Raw genomic sequence first — 20,097 nt, forward strand, 5'->3', positions numbered from 1 at the left:
ACCTTTCAGCTCCTGTTTTCATTTAAGAAAAGGATTTTATCTGTATAGCTGTAATCGTTACTCGGTTGCTGAGCAGTTCATCTGAATAACTGTAACATGATTTATTATTACAGTTGCGTTGCTTGAATATAATTTACTATCAGTATTGTTTCTGATCTGCTTTGGATTTACTTAAACTGGGATTGAGCTTAATTTCATGTTCAGCCGAGATTTAATACTGTTTACTTTTGAAAAGCTTTTTATCAGTTAGCAATTGCCGGCATTTGCAGATGTGCCCGTGCAAAAGCAATGGGTTTATCTGACTGAGCCTGCCACATAGTTGCAGTAACATGTGAAATGCGCTTTCCGGCATGCATAATTTCACATTGTGCATAACTGTCTACAGGTTTACCGCTTAATAAATAATCCGTTGAGTAGTCAATAATCTGGGCAGATTCTTGCAGGTTTTGCTGCTCCATCAGATATAAGCTGATACAACTCTGTAAAAAGCCGCCAATCAGCCCCCCATGCAGTGCAGGCAGGAAAATGTTACCAATATTTTGTCTGGCAAAAGGCAAGCTGTACAGACGTTTATTAAGGCTATCCGTACCAATTTGCAGATTGATTGCTGCACAGTACGGTATGCACTGATGAGCTTGAATAGTCAGCTGTTCATCCAGTTGAAAAATTGTTGGGTTCATTTTGCCTGCTCCTGTTGCAGATACGCCTGTAATGCTTGCTGTTCTGCTTGGGTTAACGGGTTATGAATAAAAGTAGACATTCCCAGTGCAAATGGCCGGGTTTCATCATTTTGAAAGCAGTGGCTGCGGATAAAGGCAATTGAACCTTCCTGCCGGTAACAGTGTGCACGTACATGTATAGGCTGATCAGGCACTGGCTGCATCAGATAATCTATGCGCATATCCAGTGTAGCAGTCGTTTCAAACTGTTGAAACAATGCTGCTAATGTACAGGCGGAAGCCATATCTACCAGAGTAGTAATAATGCCGCCATGAATATTGCCGGTTTTCGGACTTTCCAGCAATTCGTCGCGCCAGTCTACCGAAATAACAGGTTCATCAGAACTACTGTCACCGTAGATTTTTAACCAGCGGCAATGCGGAATATTTAAGTAATGATTAAACAGAGTTTGAAATAATACAGGGTTAGCAGGCATAAGATTATCCTGATTGGAATATTAACTGTTATATTAGGGTTTTTTACAGTTATTGTCACTAGAATGCTGGTTTATTAATCAATTCTTGATTGTTGCCGGATTCGATACCGGCAGTCTGGATAGAGATCGGATCTCCGGTACTATGCTGGGTAATAAATACAAGCCCTTCTTTGGCCAGTTCCAGTAATGCTATGAAGGTGGTGACAACCAATGCCATACTGTCGTTATGCTTAAAGAGTTCTGTGAAATAACAGTGCTGCCGGGTTTGCAGGAAGCGCAGGACAACGGTCATCTGAGCCCGTACTGATAATGTTTCTTTGACCACATTATGGCTCCGATTGTGCTGAGAGCGGGCAAGTATCGCCAGCCATGCCCGGGATAAATCAGCTACTTGTACATGCGGTGGTTGCGTTACGGCTACCAGTTCAACTGGTAACCATGCCCAGCCGAAATCACGTCCGGCACGGGGTAAAGCATCCAGACCGGCTGCAGCCAGCTTCATTTGCTCATAGGCAAGCAGACGGCGAACCAATTCAGCACGCGGATCGGCTACTTCTTCTTCACTGGCGGGCGGAGCAGGGAGGAGTAAACGGGTTTTAATTTCAATCAGCACCGCAGCCATTAGCAAATATTCAGCGGTTAAATCCAGCTCATGCTGTTGCATCTGATGAATATAGGATAGATACTGCTCAGTAACAGTAAGCATAGGAATATCCAGTACATCAATATTTTGCTTACGAATCAGATACAGTAATAAATCCAGCGGACCTTCAAAGCTTTGTAATACCACTTGAAGTGCATCCGGGGGAATAAACAGATCCTGTGGAATTTCAGTAACAGGCTGCCCGAAAAGCATAGCAACAGTTTTATCCGCTATACTTTCTTTACTCATGTTATGGTTCAGTGTTTGCACAGATATTCCAGACAAGCCTGAGCACAGCGCAAACCGAAGCTGGCTGTTACTACCATAGAGGCACCATAACCGGCGCAGGAAAGACCTTGCGGAGTAGTTTGTTCTGTTAGGCAGATACCGGACTGAGGCGGAGTTATAGTTTCGCTGGAATAAATACAGGGGATGTGCATTTTATCTGCCGGCTGACGGCTAAAACCATAGTATTTACGCAATGTATAACGCATATTTGCCAGCATGCGGTCATGGGTTACTCTGCTTAAATCAGCGCATTGAATCAAACCGGCATTTTTTTGTCCGCCTGCTCCACCGGAAACAATAAAAGGCTGGTTTCGGGAAGTAAAAAATGCAGCCATGGCCGCTTTTACGCGTACCTGATCAATAGCATCTATTACGAAATCGAACGGCTGGCTGAATATATGTTCGATATTATCTGCTTCCACAAAATCTTCAATGCAGTTAACCTGACAATCTGGATTAATATCAGCAATACGTTCGGCCAGAGCTTCGACTTTGGGCTTGCCAATCAGGCTGATTAAGGCCGGAAGCTGGCGATTGATATTTGATTCGGCTACATTATCCAGATCAATCAGGGTTAGATAACCAACACCACTTCGTGCCAGAGCTTCTACTGCCCATGAGCCGACGCCGCCCACTCCGACTATACACACATGAGCCGAGGCAAAACGCTGAAGACAATCTTCACCGTACAATCTGGCAATGCCGCCGAAGCGACGTTGATAATTTGCAGAAAAAGTGAGTATTTGCGACACGTGAATTAAATCCGTAAAGCTGTTTTAGGCAGGTAGTGGTATTATACTGTATCTGCCAAGTGATTCGAATTGCTAAAAAGATAGGAGGGTTTCATGTATAGACATTTACTGGTAGCGGTAGATGGCAGCCATACTTCAGAAAATGCTTTAGATCATGCTATTGGTCTGGCTAAGGGGGAGGATGCAGAATTAACTGTCGTGAATGTTGCCAATCCGACTGAATATATGGCTTTGGCTCCTGAATTTCTGCAACATGAAAGTTATGAAGCTGCTGCGTTGTCAGAAGGCAATACTGTACTGGATGCAGCAATCGAAAAAGCAAAAGCAGCTTTACCGGAAAATAAAGTTCACCGGCATTTGCTGATTGCCAATAAAGGGGCAAGAGAAATGGCTCAGATGCTGGTTGATTACGCTGACGGACATGGCAGTGATCTGATTATTCTCGGTACTCACGGACGCAGTGGCCTGATGCATTTATTAATGGGTAGTTTTGCCGAAACTGTCATGCGTGAAACTAATCTGCCGTTACTGATTATTCGCAGTGAATCCAAAAGTGAAAGTTAAATAGTTTGATTTTATGAATTAAGTATAAAGTCACAGATGAAAAATAAAGCTGAATCCGTATCAAATCGGGTTCAGCTTTTTAGCTATTTATCTGAATTGCATTAACCGCACAATAACTTAAAAGTATTCTGGCAATTTAGCGAATATATTTTTTATGAATGTCTCTGAATAGCGGGTTGTTGGCACTATCCAGCCATTCAAATGCAATCATCTCACGGCTGACAATTTCACAACCAGCCGCCTGCATTCGTGCCAGACCTAATTTAACGTCTTCCGGTTTGCGAGAGCTGACAGCATCAGCAACCACAAAAACCTCATAGCCATGTGCGCGCAGATCCAAGGCTGTTTGCAGCACACAGATATGAGCTTCAATGCCGGATATGATGATTTGGTTAGCCTGTTGCAGGCTGTCTTCATTCAGCACACCGGCAGCATATACAGAAAAACTTTGTTTCTGAACGATTCTTGCTTGTGGTGCAGCAGTGATGATTTCTTCACGAGTTGCACCGATTTTATCAACACAATGCTCACTGATTAGGGTAGGAATCGCCATATCATGCGCCAGACCGGCCAGCCAGATATTATTGGCCAGCAATTCTTCAGTGTTGTTTAAAGCAGGCAACAGGCGTGTTTGTAAATCAATCATTAATACTGCGGAACGTTTACTGTCTAACAACATAATGTGCTTTCAGAAAGGTTAAATAATCTGCATGTAAATTATGCAGTATTTATATGTAGCTTAAGGTAAACACAGGTTAATCAGAGCAATGATGCTCACTGGCTGTACTAGCGGGCGGGGACGGTACCCATGCGTTCTGTAAGGGTGGTTCTGGGTTCACCAAACAGATTGGCGTAATAAGTTGTATTGGCCATTACATTTTTAACATAAGTTCGCGTTTCATCGAAAGGTATCGTTTCCGCATAAATTGCTCCTTCAAGAGGCGTATTGGCCTGCCAGCGACGAGCACGTCCGGGGCCGGCATTGTAGCCGGCTGTAGCCAGTACTTCATCGGCAAATTGTTTACGTACGCTACTCATATACCATGTACCCATGCGAATGTTTCCGCTCATGGTATACAGCTCACTGCTGTCCATGCCCAGACGTTTGGCTATATCACGGGCTGTAGCTGGCATGACCTGCATCAGTCCGGTCGCGCCAACACTGGATCGTGCACCTATCATAAAACGGCTTTCCTGCCGGATTAAGCCATACACCCAGGCAGGATCTATGCCGACTTGCTGAGCAAACGGAACAGTCAGTTCTTTAAATGGTGCCGGATAGCGCAATTCATAATTAAGCTGGTTATCAGCCCGGTCTGCACTATAGATACTCATTTCATAAAAACCATTGTTTTCGGCTAATGTTGCGGCAGCAATTAAGGTGTCATCATTGAAGTTACGTGTCGCATAGCGCCATTCCTGCTGAGCCTGACGTCGCATTGTCCAGTTGTTTTCAGCCTGTGCAGTTTTAAATAAAGTCAGGGAGCGGTCAATATTGCCATCAGTTGCTATTTTGCCTTGAATTTGCTGGCTACTTTTAGCAACAGTGTTTTGAACACTTGCTTTGCCCCCGAGTGCTTCTTTTGCAAGCAGAGAATAAAAGTTGTGTCCGCGTTTGGCAGTTTGTTCGAATATTTCCCGTGCCTGATTATTTTGCCCTAATGCACGGTAGCTGCGTGCCAGCCAGTACTGCCATGTAACCTGTTGCTGCAAAGCTTCCGGCATGCTGCGGATAATATTATTCAGTTTCTGCCAGCGTTGTAACCGCAGCGCAGAACGGGCATACCATTCCCACATTTCATTATTCATCTGTGCCGGATCGGCACGGTCGAAATATGTCAGTGCATTTATAGAATTCAAACTATAAGCCTGCGCCAATCCCAATTGCCCCCAGCCAAAACCGATTTGTTCTTTAGTCAGACTGGCTGATATTTGCATTAATGTGTTTGCAGCACTGTCTTTACTGCGGTTTTCTTTGCTGGTTACCTGATATAACAAAGCTTCCTGTGCGCCCTGACTGTTTCCAGCGCTGGCATTCAACGGATCAGGTAAAGGACTGCCCAAAGCCTGAGCCAGATTACGTGCATTAGTAATTTGATTTAGTGCAAGCAGATAACGTACGCGCCGCCAGCCATTTTGTGCATTAATTTGCTGGCTGGCAGCAGCTTGTACAAGCAGGCGATTACATCCTGTCGGCAGATTACCCGTTTCCTGGCTCAGACTGGCGATCAGGCTGGAATCACTTTCTATACCACTTTGTACCGCATAGCAACGGGTTTCCATATCTCGCGCATTTTTATCCAGTAAAGCATATTGTTGACGAAAAACAGCCCAGTTCCCCCGTTTCCCCAATTGCTGTAACCAGTTATTACGAATACTGTTACTCATTGCACTGTCCGGCTGACGGGCCAGGAATTGAGCTGGTAAAACATCATCTCCGTCTTTAACTGCCTTAAGGGCATTCTGATATTGCTGGTAGCTGCTAATAATTCTATCCGGTGTTTCGCTGGCCTGAGTCCCTGGCAGAACCGCATTACCTGTATTAGTATTGATTGGCTGGACAGCTACTTCATGCTGGTTGCTGCATGCTGTTATTAAAAGCACAGTACCAGAAATCAGACGATGCCGTTGAACTAATAATTTTGATTTCAGCATCATTAAATGTTTTATCAATTTTTTTCCTTCACTTTTTCTCATAATGTAATTTATTTTTTCCAGTAAGCTGGCGTAAAGAGTATAAAAACAGTAAAAATTTCCAGACGGCCAAGTAGCATAATCATAATACATAACCACTTTTGAATGTCTGAAAGAAAAGCAAAATTATTGGCCGGTCCTACAGCACCCAGTCCGGGGCCGGCATTAGTAATACAACTTATGGCAGCGGTAAGTGCAGACAGAAAATCCAGTCCGCTGATCATCAGTGCAAAGCTGAATAAAATAATAGTCAGCACATATACAAATACAAATGCCATTACTGTCAGTGCACGCCGGTCAGGAATGTTGCTGCCGTTTATTTTAACCATACTGACAGCATTTGGATGCAGCATCAGCAGCATTTCTCTCAGACTGAATTTAAATAATACAATAGCTCGTACCGTTTTAATACCACCACCGGCTGAACCGCCATTAGACAGTATATTGGACAGAAAAAACATCCATAATGAAGCAATTAAAGGCCATTTAGCAAAATCGGTATTTGAGTAACCGTTTGCCAGCCCGATTGAAATCAGATTGAAACTGGTGTAGCGAAATGCTTCTGAAAAAGAATAAAAGCTATGCCACCACAGATACAGGCTGATACCGACAATGCTGAATAAGAGTACACATAATAAAACTCTTACCTCTTCATCACGCCAGTAATAACGTAATGAGCCTTTCTGTAATGCATTAAAATGATTACTGAAATTGATTGCGCCTAATAAGGTAGCAATACTAAGAATTATTTCAATCGGAACGGAATGAAAATAGGAAATACTGTTGTCGTGGGTAGAAAATCCGCCCAGTGAAAAAGCGGACATGGCATGACAGACAGCATCAAACCAACTCATTCCGGCCAGACGCAACGCCAGTAAAGCGACTATAGTAAATAAAACATAGACACCCCATAAACGTTTAGCCGTTTCAGAAATACGCGGTGCCATCTTACTGTCTTTATTTACACCGGGTATTTCTGCTTTAAATAGCTGTGTACCTCCTACTCCTAGCATTGGCATCACCGCAACAGCCAGTACAATAATACCCATGCCACCCAGCCAGTTAAGCATGTGTCGCCAGAAATTCAATGATGGCGCAAGTGAATCCAGACTGGTAATAATGGTAGCACCGGTAGTAGTCAGCCCTGAAATAGCTTCAAAATAGGCGTTGGTAAAGCCTAGTCCGGGTAAATAAATATAAAAGGGCAGACAGGCGATCAGCGCAAAGCCAATCCACAGCATAAATACAAGTGTATAACCATCACGCGGTCGCAATTCACGGTTATAGCGCATGGTTAATAACCATGCTACTACACATACACTCATGCAAATGCCGGCAGTAAAAGCAAAGGCTGGAAACACATGATCCATATAGATTAAAGAAACAATCGTCGGAGCAAGCAGTAACAAGGAAAACAGAAAACCGGTTTTAGCCACAATATGTGCCGTAGGCGCAATTTTATTTAGAAAACCTGATTCCTTGTGATGCAAAACAAAGCGATTGGTAAAATGGCTCATAGTCTGGCAGCCTTAAGCAAAAAAGCCCAGTTTGACCTGAATCATTTTTTCCAGATCCTGAACAGCCTTACGCCGAGCGATAAAAAATATAACATGGTCTCCATCTGCAAGAACTGTATCTTGATGATACATAATTATTTTTTCATTGCGAATGACTGCGCCAAAATAACAGCCGGCTGGCAAGCGCAGTTGAGTCATGGTACGACCGATTAACTTGGATGTATGGCGATCACCGTGCAGCACTACTTCAATCGCTTCTGCAGAACCGCGGCGTAACGGATAAACTGCCATAATATCGCCCAGATGTACATGAGTCAGAATAGAACCAATCGTAATTAAATGCGGAGATATCACAATATCAATGGCACTTCCCTGCAATAAATCAACGTAGCTGGAGCGATTAATAATCGCCATTACTCTTTTTGCCCCGAGATTTTTAGCCAGCATTGCCGACATGATATTATTTTCATCATCATTAGTAAGCGCACAGAACACATCTATTTCATCGATATATTCGTTTTCCAGCAGACTTTCGTCAGATGCATTACCTACCAGCACAAGAGTATTGTTCAGGTTTTCCGCCAGCCATTCGGCACGGTTTTGTTTCCGTTCAATAATCTTGATATCCAGCTGAGTTTCCAGTTGTTTGGCAACGCGATAGCCAATATTTCCGCCACCGGCAATCATTATCCTGCGTGTGCGTTTGTTAATCGGGCGCAGCTCACGCATGATGTTTTCTAGATAGGCTGTGGGTGTAAGAACAAAAACCTCATCATCTTCCTGTATGACTGTACTTCCGGTGGGAACGAGCAGATGATTATTGCGGTAGATAGCACAAATCTGACAATCTACACCTTCTTCCAGATGCTGTTTCAGGTTACTGATGGGCTGATTGACCAATATACCGCCATTCTGAGCACGAATTACCAGTAAACGAATTTTATCGTGTGCAAATCGCAGAATTTGCAGCGCACTGGAATGTAGTAATAAATTGACAATCTGCTCTGTTACCAGTTGCTCTGGACTAATGGCTTCAGTGATGTTGAATAAGTCCAGACTGGTTTTATAATTATTATTACCGGTTTCGAATTCAACAAAATCGCTGTAGCGAACCCGGGCTATACGGTTAGGTGTATTGAATAGAGCATAGGCAATCCGGCAGGCTGCCATATTGGTTTCATCGTTTTGAGTTAATGCTAATATCATGTCTGCATCCTGTGCACCGGCTGCTGACAATACAGAAGGCCAGGCACCATTGCCTACAATAGTTTGTACATCAAGGCGCTGGTTAATTTGCTGCAAGGCACTCTCATTGATATCAATAATAGTGACATCATTATTGGTCATTCTGGCCAGATTACTGGCAATAGTTGAACCAACCTGCCCGCAACCGAGTATCAGGATTTTCACGTTATTTACATCACTTCAGTGGTACCTTCTTTATTGTAGCCTTTGTGCTGAATGGTGGAAATATTGGTGTAAAACTACGACACTTATGTTAATTAAATATTAAAGATAGCAGAAAATCCAAATAGATTTAAAACTGATAAGAATAATATTTAAATAATTGAATCTATGTATTAATAATAATTTAGACGAACACGGATGACGGTTGAAAATTGCAGTATGGAATTCTTAAATGTATTATTAAGCTAAATTAATTATATGTAAATTAATGTAATACAATACAATAAAACCCATTATTACATTTTTGGCTAAATGTAAGACATTTAAAAGTGTTAATTTTCAATTTACTTTTATACTTGGATAAATTATGAATTTAATCAGGCTTAAACCGAAATTAATTACTCTGGCATCTGTTTTAATGGCTTTGAGTGGTTGCGCTCAGGTTGCAGAAGTAATGGGTTATGATACTCAGACATTAAATGCCGCTGCTGCCAAAAGTTATACTCAGATGATGGGGGAGGCTAAAGCCAAAGGTGAAATTGAAACCAATACTCCTGTTGCGAAGCGTGTACATACAATATTTCAGCGATTAGTACCTTATGCTAATGAAGCTAATCAGACAGGAGTTCCATTTGACTGGCAGCTTAATGTAATTAATAGTGAAATACCAAATGCCTTTGCAATGCCGGGTGGAAAAATGGTGGTTTATACCGGTATTGTTAATCGTCTGAATCTGAGTGATGATGAAATTGCGGCAATTATTGGTCACGAAATGACGCATGCTCTTCAGGAGCACAGCAAAAAAGCTGCCGGTCAGCAAATTCTGACTAGTGTTGCTCTTGAAATAGGTAGTTCTGCCTTACAGTCAAAAACAGGTGCCAGTGCCAACAATGTAGGCATTTATAAAGATGTTTTAAATCAGTTTGGGCTGACCCTGCCTTTCTCACGTCATCAGGAAAGTCTGGCAGATGCCGGCGGGCTGAAACTAATGGCACAGGCTGGATATGATCCGCATGCAGCCATTACGGTATGGGAAAAAATGAATAAAGTTATGGGTAACAACCGTGGTACAAGCTTACTTTCTACTCACCCGAGCAATGATGCCCGTATTAATGCACTAAAGAAAATGCTGCCAGAGGTATTACCTGTTTATGAGCAGGCAAAACAAAATAATCTGACAATGCAAAAAACCGGGATTAGTCAAAGTAAAAACACACAGGGAAGTGGTGCGCGAAAAGGAACCACTAAAAAGAAAAGTCGTTCCTGAATTTAAATAAATAAGATTGATTTCTTCAGATTAAATTCTGTCCTATATTATTTTCAGCAGCCTGTCTGAGGCTGCTTTTATTTTAATCTTTACATTTTCTTATCCTGACTACATTCGACTACAAATTGTTTCAATCGTCCCTGTTTTCGGTTATCATTCATATTATTGCATTGGGAATGCATAATAAATTTACAAGAAAAATTTAAAAAACCATTACATTAAGGACATTCAAGATGTTAGAAGCCTACCGCGCAGCCGCTGCTGAACGCGAAGCACTGGGTATTCCGCCATTGCCGCTTACAGCTAAGCAAACAGAAGAGTTGGTTGAATTGCTGAAAAATCCTCCCAAAGGAGAAGAAAAATTTCTGGTTGAGCTGCTGTCGCATCGTGTACCGCCGGGTGTAGATGATGCATCTAAAGTAAAAGCATCCTTTCTGGGCGCAGTTGCAGAGAAAACTGTTACCAGTCCGTTAATTACACCGACTTTCGCTGTTGAATTGCTGGGTACCATGCTGGGTGGATATAACGTCCAGCCTTTAATAGAGTTTTTGGATAATGAAGAATTGGCTTCTACTGCAGCAAATGCCTTAAAACATACCTTACTGATGTTTGATGCATTCCACGATGTAGAAGAAAAAATGCGTGCTGGTAATCAGTATGCAAAGGAAGTCATTGAATCATGGGCTAATGCAGAATGGTTTACTGCGCGTGAAAAAGTTCCGGAAAAAATCACGGTCACAGTATTTAAAGTAGTAGGTGAAACCAATACCGATGATTTATCACCTGCACCTGATGCGTGGAGCCGTCCGGATATTCCTTTGCATGCACTGGCTATGCTTAAAAATCCGCGTGAAGGTATTCAACCCGATAAACCGGGTGAGGTGGGACCAATCAGACAACTGGCTGAGCTGAAAGCCAAAGGTAATCTGGTTGCCTATGTAGGTGATGTAGTTGGTACAGGTTCGTCACGTAAATCAGCAACAAATTCCGTAATCTGGCATACCGGTAAAAATATCCCTTATGTACCGAATAAACGCTTCGGCGGCGTATGTCTTGGTGGCAAAATTGCTCCGATTTTCTTCAACACACAGGAAGACTCAGGTGCATTGCCTATAGAAGTTGATGTATCCGAATTGGAAATGGGCGATGTAGTTGATATTTTGCCTTATGAAGGCAAAATTATTAAAAACGGCGAAACAGTTGCTGAATTTGAATTGAAATCACAGGTAATTCTGGATGAAGTTCAGGCGGGTGGCCGTATTAATCTGATTATTGGCCGTAGTCTGACTGCTAAAGCCAGAGATGCATTAAATCTGGGGCATTCAGAAGTTTTCCGCTTGCCACAGTCTCCGGCGCCAAGCACTGCCGGCTTTACTCTGGCACAAAAAATGGTTGGCCGCGCTTGTGGTTTGCCGGAAGGTCAGGGTATTCGCCCGGGTACTTATTGTGAACCACGTATGACCACAGTCGGTTCACAGGATACTACAGGTCCTATGACCCGTGATGAGCTGAAAGATCTGGCCTGTCTGGGATTTAGTGCGGATTTGGTGATGCAATCTTTCTGCCATACCGCCGCTTATCCGAAACCGGTTGATGTTAAAACCCATAAAGAATTGCCGGTATTCATGTCTTCACGCGGTGGTGTGGCACTACGTCCGGGCGACGGCATTATTCATTCTTGGCTAAACCGCATGCTGCTACCCGATATGGTAGGTACTGGTGGTGATTCACATACACGCTTTCCGTTGGGTATTTCATTCCCCGCTGGTTCCGGTCTGGTAGCTTTTGCTGCTGCAACCGGTGTTATGCCGCTGGATATGCCGGAGTCAGTACTGGTACGCTTCTCCGGTAAAATGCAGCCAGGTATTACTTTGCGTGATTTGGTTAATGCCATTCCCTTACAGGCTATCAAAGAGGGTTTACTTACCGTTGCCAAGGCAGGTAAAAAGAATATTTTCTCTGGCCGAATTCTGGAAATCGAAGGTTTACCGGATTTAAAAGTTGAGCAGGCCTTTGAGCTCACAGATGCTTCTGCTGAGCGTTCAGCTGCCGGCTGTACGGTAAAACTGCACAAAGAACCTATTGAGGAGTATCTCAAATCCAATATCGTATTGCTGAAAAACATGATTGCCAATGGTTATCAGGATGCACGCACACTGAAACGCCGTATTGAAAAAATGGAGCAGTGGCTGGCAGAACCGAAATTACTTGAAGCTGATGCTGATGCAGAATATGCTGCCATTATTGATATCAATATGGATGAGATTAAAGAGCCTATTCTGGCTTGTCCGAATGATCCGGATGATGTAAAAACCTTGTCTGACGTGGCCGGTACCCATATCGATGAAGTATTTATCGGTTCATGCATGACAAATATTGGTCATTATCGTGCTGCCTCAGCATTACTGGATGGTAAATCTGATCTGCCAGTCCGGCTGTGGGTAGCTCCTCCTACCAAGATGGATGCCAAAGAACTGTCTGATGAAGGGTATTACGGTATTCTGGGTAGGGTAGGTGCGCGTATGGAAATGCCGGGCTGTTCTTTATGTATGGGTAATCAGGCACAGGCAAGAGAGGGATCAACTGTCGTTTCAACCTCTACCCGTAATTTTCCGAACCGACTGGGTAAAAATACCAAGGTATATCTAAGCTCAGCCGAACTGGCAGCCATCTGTTCAAAACTGGGACATATTCCGAATATTGATGAATATCGCGAAAATATCGCCATTATCAATGATAAAGGTATTGAAATTTATCGTTATATGAACTTCAATGAAATTCAGGAATATGTAGATGTAGCGGCTAAAGTAGATGCCTAAGATGTAACATATATACTGATTGCTTTATAAAAGGCTGCCGGAAACGGCAGCTTTTTATTGGCTTAAATTTTTTATGGCAATATCAAACCTGAATAAACTTTCTGTTTGAGTAGTTTTCAAAATGTTAAGATTAAATAATTTTTCAGATTACTGTTATAATAATTGATGGCATTTTAGCAATAATATTAATATTTTAAGCCTACATCATATATATTTAGTACGCCTATATAAATATTAATTGTATCTATCCGCATATAAATTATTTAGGCTGGTCACAATTTTCATCTAAGATAACAAAGATAGTTTCTCATGACGAAGGATAATAAATGAATATCGCCTCTAGCATCACCGATTTAATTGGTAATACACCACTAGTACAGTTGAATCGTCTAAGTGCGGGTTTACCGGGTAAAGTTGTAGTCAAACTGGAATTTTTTAATCCGGGCAATAGTGTTAAGGATAGAATAGCAGCCAGTATGATTGATGCTGCAGAAAAGGCCGGTAAAATTCATTCTGATACAGTAATTGTAGAGCCGACAAGTGGTAATACCGGTATTGGGCTGGCCATGGTTTGCGCTGCACGCGGATATAAACTGATTATTACCATGCCGGAAACAATGAGTAAAGAACGGCGCATGTTATTGCGTGCTTTTGGCGCTGAGCTGGTATTAACGCCCGGAGCAGAAGGCATGTCTGGTGCCATTGCCCGTGCACAGGCTTTCGTTGATTCAGACCCGAAAAAATATTTTATGCCGCAACAGTTTGAAAATCCGGCTAATCCGGAGATTCACCGTGAAACTACTGCACAGGAAATATGGCATGATACCGATGGCAAAATCGATATTTTCGTAGCCGGTGTCGGTACAGGAGGTACTATAACCGGGGTAGGGGAAGTATTGAAAGAGAAGAAACCTGAAGTAGAAATTTATGCAGTTGAACCTGAAGCTTCTCCGGTATTGTCCGGTGGTTGCAAGGGGCCGCACCCGATTCAGGGTATTGGCGCAGGTTTCATTCCCAAAACTCTGAATACCAAAATATATGATGGTATTATTGAAGTGCCGAACGATGTTTGTTTTGATACTGCACGTGCCATGGCATCTAAAGAAGGTATTCTGGTCGGTATATCTTCCGGTGCTGCTGTATGGGCAGGCCTGCAGCTTGCAGCTAAACCGGAAAACAAAAATAAACTGATTGTAGTTTTAATTCCTTCTTATGGTGAGCGTTATCTCTCTACACCACTATTTGCAGATCTTGCCTGATAATTTATTTGTCTGAATAATGCCGAACCAGAAAACAACTGGTTCGGTTTTTTATTACAGTCATGGCTGTGTTACAATTGTAAACGATATATGTACAGCCACACGCTTAAGCTAGCTGGCTTTTAATTTTGTTTTAAGCAATATTTTCAAGCAATATACTGAGTAAACAAATGATGAAAAAAACATTAGCATTATGTGTCGTTGCAGCCTTTTTGGGTGGTTGTTCATCTGTTAAAAACCCTTTAACGGCTAAGAATAATAAAGAAGTTAAACCAGTACAGGTGGTAGATGGTACTGGAAGTAACGAATTTCATTTAGCCAGCAGTCATTGGTCTGATGTGGCACGAATCCGTGATGAAGCTACCCGCCTGAGCTTTCAGGTTTCACAGGGAAGCATGACCAAAGTTCAGGCTGCACAATTACTGGATCAGTTTCGCATTGCTCAGGTAGGGCATAACATGGTAGATGATGACATGTATGCCATTTATTTACGCAGTGTGGTTGAAAGTCAGCAAGGTTCAATCGATACAGCACAATCAAAAGCTTATATTCAGAATGCTTTATCAGGCTGGCAGCAGCGCTGGCCGGTAATGCGCTCCAAACCGGCTAATCCGGCATTTACCAACTTCCTGATGGAAGTAATGAATATGAAGCCACTTCAATAAATCATTTTATATAGCTAAATACCCTGCCAAAATAGTTTAGCAGGGTATTGTTTTATTCATAGATACAGTTTTATTTGATAGCATAAAAAAAGCAGCCTTTAAAAGACTGCCTGCTGTGAAAAAATGAACTTAATTACTTAATAAGTTAGGCGAGATTTTAGCAGCCTGAAATAAAGTAAATTCTAAATCAACAAGATCATAAACACAAAATGGATCTGACTTCATAATGTTTTTGACTTCTTCAATTGAGTCACTCATTACTATAATAATAGCACCAGTTTTATTGTCTAAAGGACCTGATGCTATAAACTTATTTTTAGCAAAATACTCATCTAAAAATTTATTATGTTCTTCAAATTTAGCTAGTAGTTCTTCCAGCGGTTTTTTGAATTTGAAAGTTACTATAATCATTAAGTACTCCTCGTATTTTAAATTATTGAAGTAAATCTTTAGCAGAATTTTTCAATGCCAGAAAATTTTGCTTATTCAAGTGAATCACTCATTACTATGCCGCGACGCTTTTAATGACTTCATATAAAGAATTTAATCAAAAGCTTTTGTGGACATTCCTATCAGGTGCAATAAATTCTTTTTCAATATAGAAATAGTCTATATTCCTATTCGGATAAGCTAATGTACCTCATTGCCGCATAGAAATGGCAAGTCTGTTCATTCCATTCATCAGCGATATTGCAAATGTAAGGTCAGATATCTCTGTATCATTGAAGTAATTTTTTAATAACTCAAACGACTCATCATCGGCGTGGCTTGTCGATATTAGTGTTAACTGCTCTGCCCAGTTAAGTGCCGCTTGTTCTTTTTTTGAAAATTGATCACTAACACGCCATCCTGCCACTTCAGATATGCGGCGTTGCGTTTCACCAGTTTTTAGCAGGGAATTTGTATGTAGATTCAGGCAATATGCGCATCCATTAATTTGAGAAACTCTGAGATAGACTAACTCAATAAGATTCTGATCTACAACGCTTTTCTCAAGGGCGACTTTCACGGCTCTAAAACCACTCATGAGTTCTGGTGATAAGTCAAAATATTTCATTCTAAGATTTTTCATGTTCTCATCTCCTTATTATCATTATTGTTTGCTAAATATATTAATAACGCAGCGGCACAACAAACTATAACATTAAAATTACTCATCATTTTTACCACAAATAATATTAACATATTTGCAATAATAATGATTTTGTTCTTTACGTTAATAATATCACCAGTTTTATTGTCTAAAGGACCTGATGCTATAAACTCATTTTTAGCAAAATATTAATCTAAAATTTATTATGTTCTTCAAATTTAGCTACTAATTTTTTCAACGTTTTTTATTGAAGTAAATCTTTAGCAAAATTTTTCAATACCAAAAAATTTGGCTTATGAAGACATCATTAATTATATAAAAAAGGGTTAAAAAAGCAGTTAATTGCTCTTTTAAAAATGCATTAGGATTATCTAATGCATTTATTTTTAATGTTTTTTAAACAATTTCAGCTTTTTCAATGATCACATTTTCAACTGGTACATCCTGATGCGGGCCATGATTACCGGTTTTAACGCCTTTAATTTTATCAACCACATCCTGTCCTTCAACTACCTTACCAAATACAGCGTATCCCCAACCGTGTAAATCCGGTTTAGTATGGTTCAGAAAATCATTATCTTTTACATTGATGAAAAATTGTGCGCTGGCTGAATGAGGCTGCATGGTACGAGCCATTGCAATAGTATAGCGATCGTTTTTCAAACCATTATTGGCTTCATTTTCAATCGGTTCATGAGTGGGTTTTTGTTGCATATCTTTATCAAAGCCGCCACCCTGAATCATAAAACCGTCGATAACCCGATGAAAAATGGTACCATCATAAAAGCCTTCACGAACATAGCGTTTGAAATTTTCAGCGGTTTTGGGTGCTTTCTCATGGTTAAGCTCAATACCGATAACACCAAAATTTGTAGTTAATTTAATCATTAAAATCTCCTGAGGGGAGTGAAATAAAAAATTTGCAGAAGGATCTGCAATGGTTAGTCTGCATTATGCATAGCAGTAACGTAGTCTACTTCTTCCTTGCTGCCAAGTACAACGGCTACACGCTGATGCAGACCTTCTGGCTGAATATCAAGAATGTTCTGACAAGTGTTTGTGGCAGCTCCTTGAGCTTGCTCAACCAGCAAACTCATTGGATTTGCTTCATACATTAAGCGTAGCTTACCAGGTTTATCAGGATTGCGATTATCCTGCGGATAAGTAAAGATACCGCCGCGAATAAGAATCCGGTGCACCTCGGCTACCATCGATGCCACCCAGCGCATATTATAGTTTTTTCCGCGACAGCCACTTTTACCTGCCAGCAACTGAGCAATATAATTTTGCATAGCTGGCTGCCAGTGGCGCTGATTAGACATATTAATAGCAAATTCAGCTGTAGATACTGGTATCTGCGGATTTTCCTGAGTCAGTTGAAACTGGTTATGTTCATTTAAAGTAAACATGGCAATACCATGTTTCAATGTCAGTACCAAAATGGTTTGCGGTCCGTACAGCACATAACCACTGGCAAGCTGTTGCCGGCCGGATTGTAAAAAGCTTTCTATAGTAAGCGCACCATCCGGTTTAGCCAATACCGAAAAAATAGTCCCGATGGATATGTTCACATCAATATTGGAACTTCCATCCAGTGGGTCGAATAACACCAGAAACTGTCCATTCTGACTAGCTGTAACAAATGAATCCTCTTCCTCGCTGGCCAGTCCGGCAATAGCCGGATTAGCAGAGAGGGTATCAATCATAATCTGATTGGATAAAACATCCAGTTTTTTCTGCTCTTCACCTTGTATATTACCTGTATGAGCACTGCCCAGAATATTATCCAGAGCGCCCAGACGTATTTCACGATTAATGTGCAGACAGGCCTGACTAATGCTAGTAATCACATCAGGCAAATGCGGTGTAACAGCATATTTTTGCTGCTGCTGTTGCAGATAATCAGACAGTAAAACAGACATGCGAATACTCCCTTTTAAAACTCACTATTATTATACATTTCTTAAGTATTATTCAGCTCGTTTAATCACTATATACATTAGATTGTATTTATCTTTGAATGATTTTTTTCAGAAAATCAATGAAATTATTCAGCGATAATGATTGAGGATTTCAACTTTAATCCGACCTTCTAATTTCTTTATTACAGGCCGGATACACTCCGCATGAAAGCTTACAGAATAGCTTTAACTTTTCCCAACTAAATAACAGACTCTGCTAACCATAATTGATTTATATTCAGGCAATCACAGAGTTAAGAACGAAATGTGCGCTGTCATCCTGAGCCAGTAACCGAGTCATTGCCGGTAATACCTTTTCCAGTATCCCGGGCAATGTGTACGGCGGATTGATAATAAACATACCACTGCCGTGCATACCAAAACCATCCGGGCGTGGTGCATGTACATACAATTCTGCCTGAACAAAATTATCAGGAGCCAGTTTTTGCAGATTTTGGGGTAATTTCAGACTTTCACCACGGCTCAGACATGGATACCATATTAAATAACAGCCACTAGCAAATTTTTTTAGGGCGGTCTTAAGCGTGTCTGTTACCTGTTGGTAATCTTGCTTTAATTCATATGGCGGATCAATTAACACGACTGCACGCCGGCTTGGTGGGGAAAGCATAGATAGCAGACCTTTAAAGCCATCATCGCAAAAAACTTGAGCACGGTTTGGCTGTTTAATATTACGCATATTATTACGCAATAGTTCTGCATCCGCTGGATGTAATTCAAACAAGCGCAGACGATCTTGTTCGCGGGCCAGAGCCTGAGCCAGCCATGGGGAGCCGCAATAAAGATTTGTATCATCCGGCAGGCAGGAGACAACAGCATTACGGAATTGTTCTAAACTATTATCCAGATTAGTTGCAGCCAGAAGTCGCCCGATTCCCTCCCTGTATTCACCAACCTTCTGAGCTTCTTTACTGATCAGACTATATAACCCTGCACCTGCATGAGTATCAACATAGCAAAAAGGTTTGTCTTTCAGTTTGAAATATTCCAGTACTGTCATCAGACAATAATGTTTAAGAATGTCGGCATGATTACCGGAGTGAAAAGCATGGCGATAGCTGAGCATGTGTAATAACTGCTGTAGGGCTGATTAATTTAGCCTGTTATTGTACCGAATTTACCGGCACGGGCAAAAAAAACTGTATTAAAGCACTTTTCTGATTTATCTTTTCCGTGCGCTAGATTACACAAGATTAAGCTGATACTATGCTTAATCAATTATAAAATATGACTACTAAAAGAGAAAAGCGAATGAATTACACACTTTATATCGGCAATAAAAATTATTCTACCTGGTCAATGCGGCCATGGGTAGTCATGAAGCATTTTCAGATAGATTTTACTGAGCATCTGGTACGCTTTGACAGTTTTGAACCCGATTCGGTTTTTAAACAAACCATACTGCCGCTCAATCCTTATGGTACTGTGCCTGTATTAATAGATGATGATCTGATTGTTAGTGATTCTCTGGCAATTTGTGAATATCTTGCAGAACAACATCCGGAACTGGCATTATGGCCGCAAGACTATAAAGCCCGTGCCAGAGCCAGAAGTATAGTGGCTAAAATGCATAATGGTTACAATCATATACGCCGGCATTTACCCATGAATATTGAGGCAGTGCTGCCTGAAACCGGCCAGATTATCCTGCGGGATTTTCCCAATGTAAAACAAGAAATTGATTTCCTTGATCAGCATTTGTCATCATTTCTGGCTGTATCTGAAGGGCCGTTTCTGTTTGGTAAATTCAGTATTGCCGATGCTTTTTATGCACCCATGTGTTTAAGATTAAAAGGTTTCCAAATTCATACTTCAGCAATCCTGACTGATTATATAAATGCATTATGTGCCAATGAAGCAGTAGCAGCATGGATTGCCCAGGCGCTTGAAGAAAAAGATTTTATTGCTATGGATGAACCTTATCGCATAAAGCGATGAAAAAATTCTGAACATATAAAGCAGACAGCCTGATCAACTTCCGGCTGTCCGCT

At 41.3% G+C, this 20,097-nt stretch carries 19 protein-coding genes; 6 read left to right on the forward strand and 13 right to left on the reverse strand.

Features of this window, described 5'->3' with window-relative positions; translation table 11 throughout:
* Positions 1-242 precede the first annotated feature (242 nt).
* From H3U82_RS02935 to H3U82_RS02950, 4 genes are read right to left on the reverse strand one after another with little or no spacing between them, the layout of a single operon-like run.
* Positions 243-680, reverse strand: a complete 438-nt coding sequence (locus H3U82_RS02935) for a PaaI family thioesterase (protein WP_025330875.1) — start codon at positions 678-680, stop codon at positions 243-245.
* Positions 677-1,156 (reverse strand): PaaI family thioesterase, encoded by a 480-nt coding sequence (locus tag H3U82_RS02940; protein ID WP_084551259.1) that lies wholly within the window; start codon positions 1,154-1,156, stop codon positions 677-679. The genes H3U82_RS02935 and H3U82_RS02940 overlap by 4 nt, the downstream gene beginning before the upstream one ends.
* Before the next feature lie 58 nt (positions 1,157-1,214).
* Positions 1,215-2,048 carry a ScpA family protein gene (locus tag H3U82_RS02945; protein WP_198209122.1) on the reverse strand — a complete coding sequence of 278 codons (834 nt, stop codon included), beginning with the start codon at positions 2,046-2,048 and terminating at the stop codon, positions 1,215-1,217.
* A gap of 8 nt (positions 2,049-2,056) precedes the next feature.
* Positions 2,057-2,830, reverse strand: a complete 774-nt coding sequence (locus H3U82_RS02950; protein WP_198209964.1) for a ThiF family adenylyltransferase — start codon at positions 2,828-2,830, stop codon at positions 2,057-2,059.
* Between the two features lie 102 nt (positions 2,831-2,932).
* Here H3U82_RS02950 and H3U82_RS02955 point away from each other — a divergent pair, with 102 nt between their 5' ends.
* Complete coding sequence (locus tag H3U82_RS02955) at positions 2,933-3,403, forward strand: universal stress protein (RefSeq protein WP_084551253.1); 471 nt, start codon at positions 2,933-2,935, stop codon at positions 3,401-3,403.
* A gap of 136 nt (positions 3,404-3,539) precedes the next feature.
* On the opposite strand, the gene H3U82_RS02960 is transcribed toward H3U82_RS02955, so the two are convergent.
* The 4 genes from H3U82_RS02960 to trkA form a co-directional block, all read right to left on the reverse strand.
* On the reverse strand, positions 3,540-4,082 hold the full coding sequence (locus tag H3U82_RS02960; RefSeq protein WP_198209123.1) for an isochorismatase family protein: 543 nt from the start codon (positions 4,080-4,082) through the stop codon (positions 3,540-3,542).
* 107 nt (positions 4,083-4,189) lie between these two features.
* Positions 4,190-6,058 carry a lytic transglycosylase domain-containing protein gene (locus tag H3U82_RS02965; RefSeq protein WP_198209966.1) on the reverse strand — a complete coding sequence of 623 codons (1,869 nt, stop codon included), beginning with the start codon at positions 6,056-6,058 and terminating at the stop codon, positions 4,190-4,192.
* Between the two features lie 50 nt (positions 6,059-6,108).
* Positions 6,109-7,614 carry a TrkH family potassium uptake protein gene (locus H3U82_RS02970; RefSeq protein ID WP_025330868.1) on the reverse strand — a complete coding sequence of 502 codons (1,506 nt, stop codon included), beginning with the start codon at positions 7,612-7,614 and terminating at the stop codon, positions 6,109-6,111.
* A gap of 12 nt (positions 7,615-7,626) precedes the next feature.
* Complete coding sequence (gene trkA, locus H3U82_RS02975; protein ID WP_198209128.1) at positions 7,627-9,024, reverse strand: Trk system potassium transporter TrkA; 1,398 nt, start codon at positions 9,022-9,024, stop codon at positions 7,627-7,629.
* Between the two features lie 364 nt (positions 9,025-9,388).
* Between trkA and H3U82_RS02980 the strand changes: the two genes are divergently transcribed.
* The 4 genes from H3U82_RS02980 to H3U82_RS02995 all read left to right on the forward strand — a co-directional run bounded on the left by H3U82_RS02980 (position 9,389) and on the right by H3U82_RS02995 (position 15,031).
* Positions 9,389-10,288 carry a M48 family metallopeptidase gene (locus H3U82_RS02980; protein ID WP_084551247.1) on the forward strand — a complete coding sequence of 300 codons (900 nt, stop codon included), beginning with the start codon at positions 9,389-9,391 and terminating at the stop codon, positions 10,286-10,288.
* 233 nt (positions 10,289-10,521) lie between these two features.
* A complete protein-coding gene (gene acnB, locus H3U82_RS02985; RefSeq protein WP_198209129.1) occupies positions 10,522-13,107 on the forward strand; it encodes a bifunctional aconitate hydratase 2/2-methylisocitrate dehydratase in 2,586 nt (861 codons plus the stop codon).
* A gap of 326 nt (positions 13,108-13,433) precedes the next feature.
* Positions 13,434-14,366: a cysteine synthase A gene (gene cysK, locus H3U82_RS02990; RefSeq protein WP_037395155.1), complete on the forward strand. Its 933-nt coding sequence runs from the start codon at positions 13,434-13,436 to the stop codon at positions 14,364-14,366.
* A 173-nt stretch (positions 14,367-14,539) separates the two neighbouring features.
* Positions 14,540-15,031: a prokaryotic membrane lipolipid attachment site family protein gene (locus tag H3U82_RS02995; protein ID WP_084564387.1), complete on the forward strand. Its 492-nt coding sequence runs from the start codon at positions 14,540-14,542 to the stop codon at positions 15,029-15,031.
* A 129-nt stretch (positions 15,032-15,160) separates the two neighbouring features.
* On the opposite strand, the gene H3U82_RS03000 is transcribed toward H3U82_RS02995, so the two are convergent.
* The 5 genes from H3U82_RS03000 to H3U82_RS03020 all read right to left on the reverse strand — a co-directional run bounded on the left by H3U82_RS03000 (position 15,161) and on the right by H3U82_RS03020 (position 19,172).
* A complete protein-coding gene (locus H3U82_RS03000) occupies positions 15,161-15,442 on the reverse strand; it encodes a YciI family protein (protein WP_037395153.1) in 282 nt (93 codons plus the stop codon).
* 229 nt (positions 15,443-15,671) lie between these two features.
* Complete coding sequence (locus tag H3U82_RS03005) at positions 15,672-16,103, reverse strand: carboxymuconolactone decarboxylase family protein (RefSeq protein ID WP_198209130.1); 432 nt, start codon at positions 16,101-16,103, stop codon at positions 15,672-15,674.
* A 417-nt stretch (positions 16,104-16,520) separates the two neighbouring features.
* Positions 16,521-17,012 (reverse strand): peptidylprolyl isomerase, encoded by a 492-nt coding sequence (locus H3U82_RS03010; RefSeq protein ID WP_198209131.1) that lies wholly within the window; start codon positions 17,010-17,012, stop codon positions 16,521-16,523.
* 53 nt (positions 17,013-17,065) lie between these two features.
* A complete protein-coding gene (locus tag H3U82_RS03015) occupies positions 17,066-18,046 on the reverse strand; it encodes a class 1 fructose-bisphosphatase (RefSeq protein WP_198209132.1) in 981 nt (326 codons plus the stop codon).
* 277 nt (positions 18,047-18,323) lie between these two features.
* Positions 18,324-19,172: a 23S rRNA (adenine(2030)-N(6))-methyltransferase RlmJ gene (locus H3U82_RS03020; RefSeq protein ID WP_198209134.1), complete on the reverse strand. Its 849-nt coding sequence runs from the start codon at positions 19,170-19,172 to the stop codon at positions 18,324-18,326.
* A gap of 185 nt (positions 19,173-19,357) precedes the next feature.
* On the opposite strand from H3U82_RS03020, the gene H3U82_RS03025 reads away from it, so the two are divergent.
* Positions 19,358-20,044 (forward strand): glutathione S-transferase family protein, encoded by a 687-nt coding sequence (locus tag H3U82_RS03025; protein ID WP_198209136.1) that lies wholly within the window; start codon positions 19,358-19,360, stop codon positions 20,042-20,044.
* The last annotated feature ends 53 nt before the right edge of the window (positions 20,045-20,097 follow it).

The organism is Snodgrassella sp. W8132, assembly GCF_016100865.1.
Lineage (GTDB): Bacteria > Pseudomonadota > Gammaproteobacteria > Burkholderiales > Neisseriaceae > Snodgrassella > Snodgrassella alvi.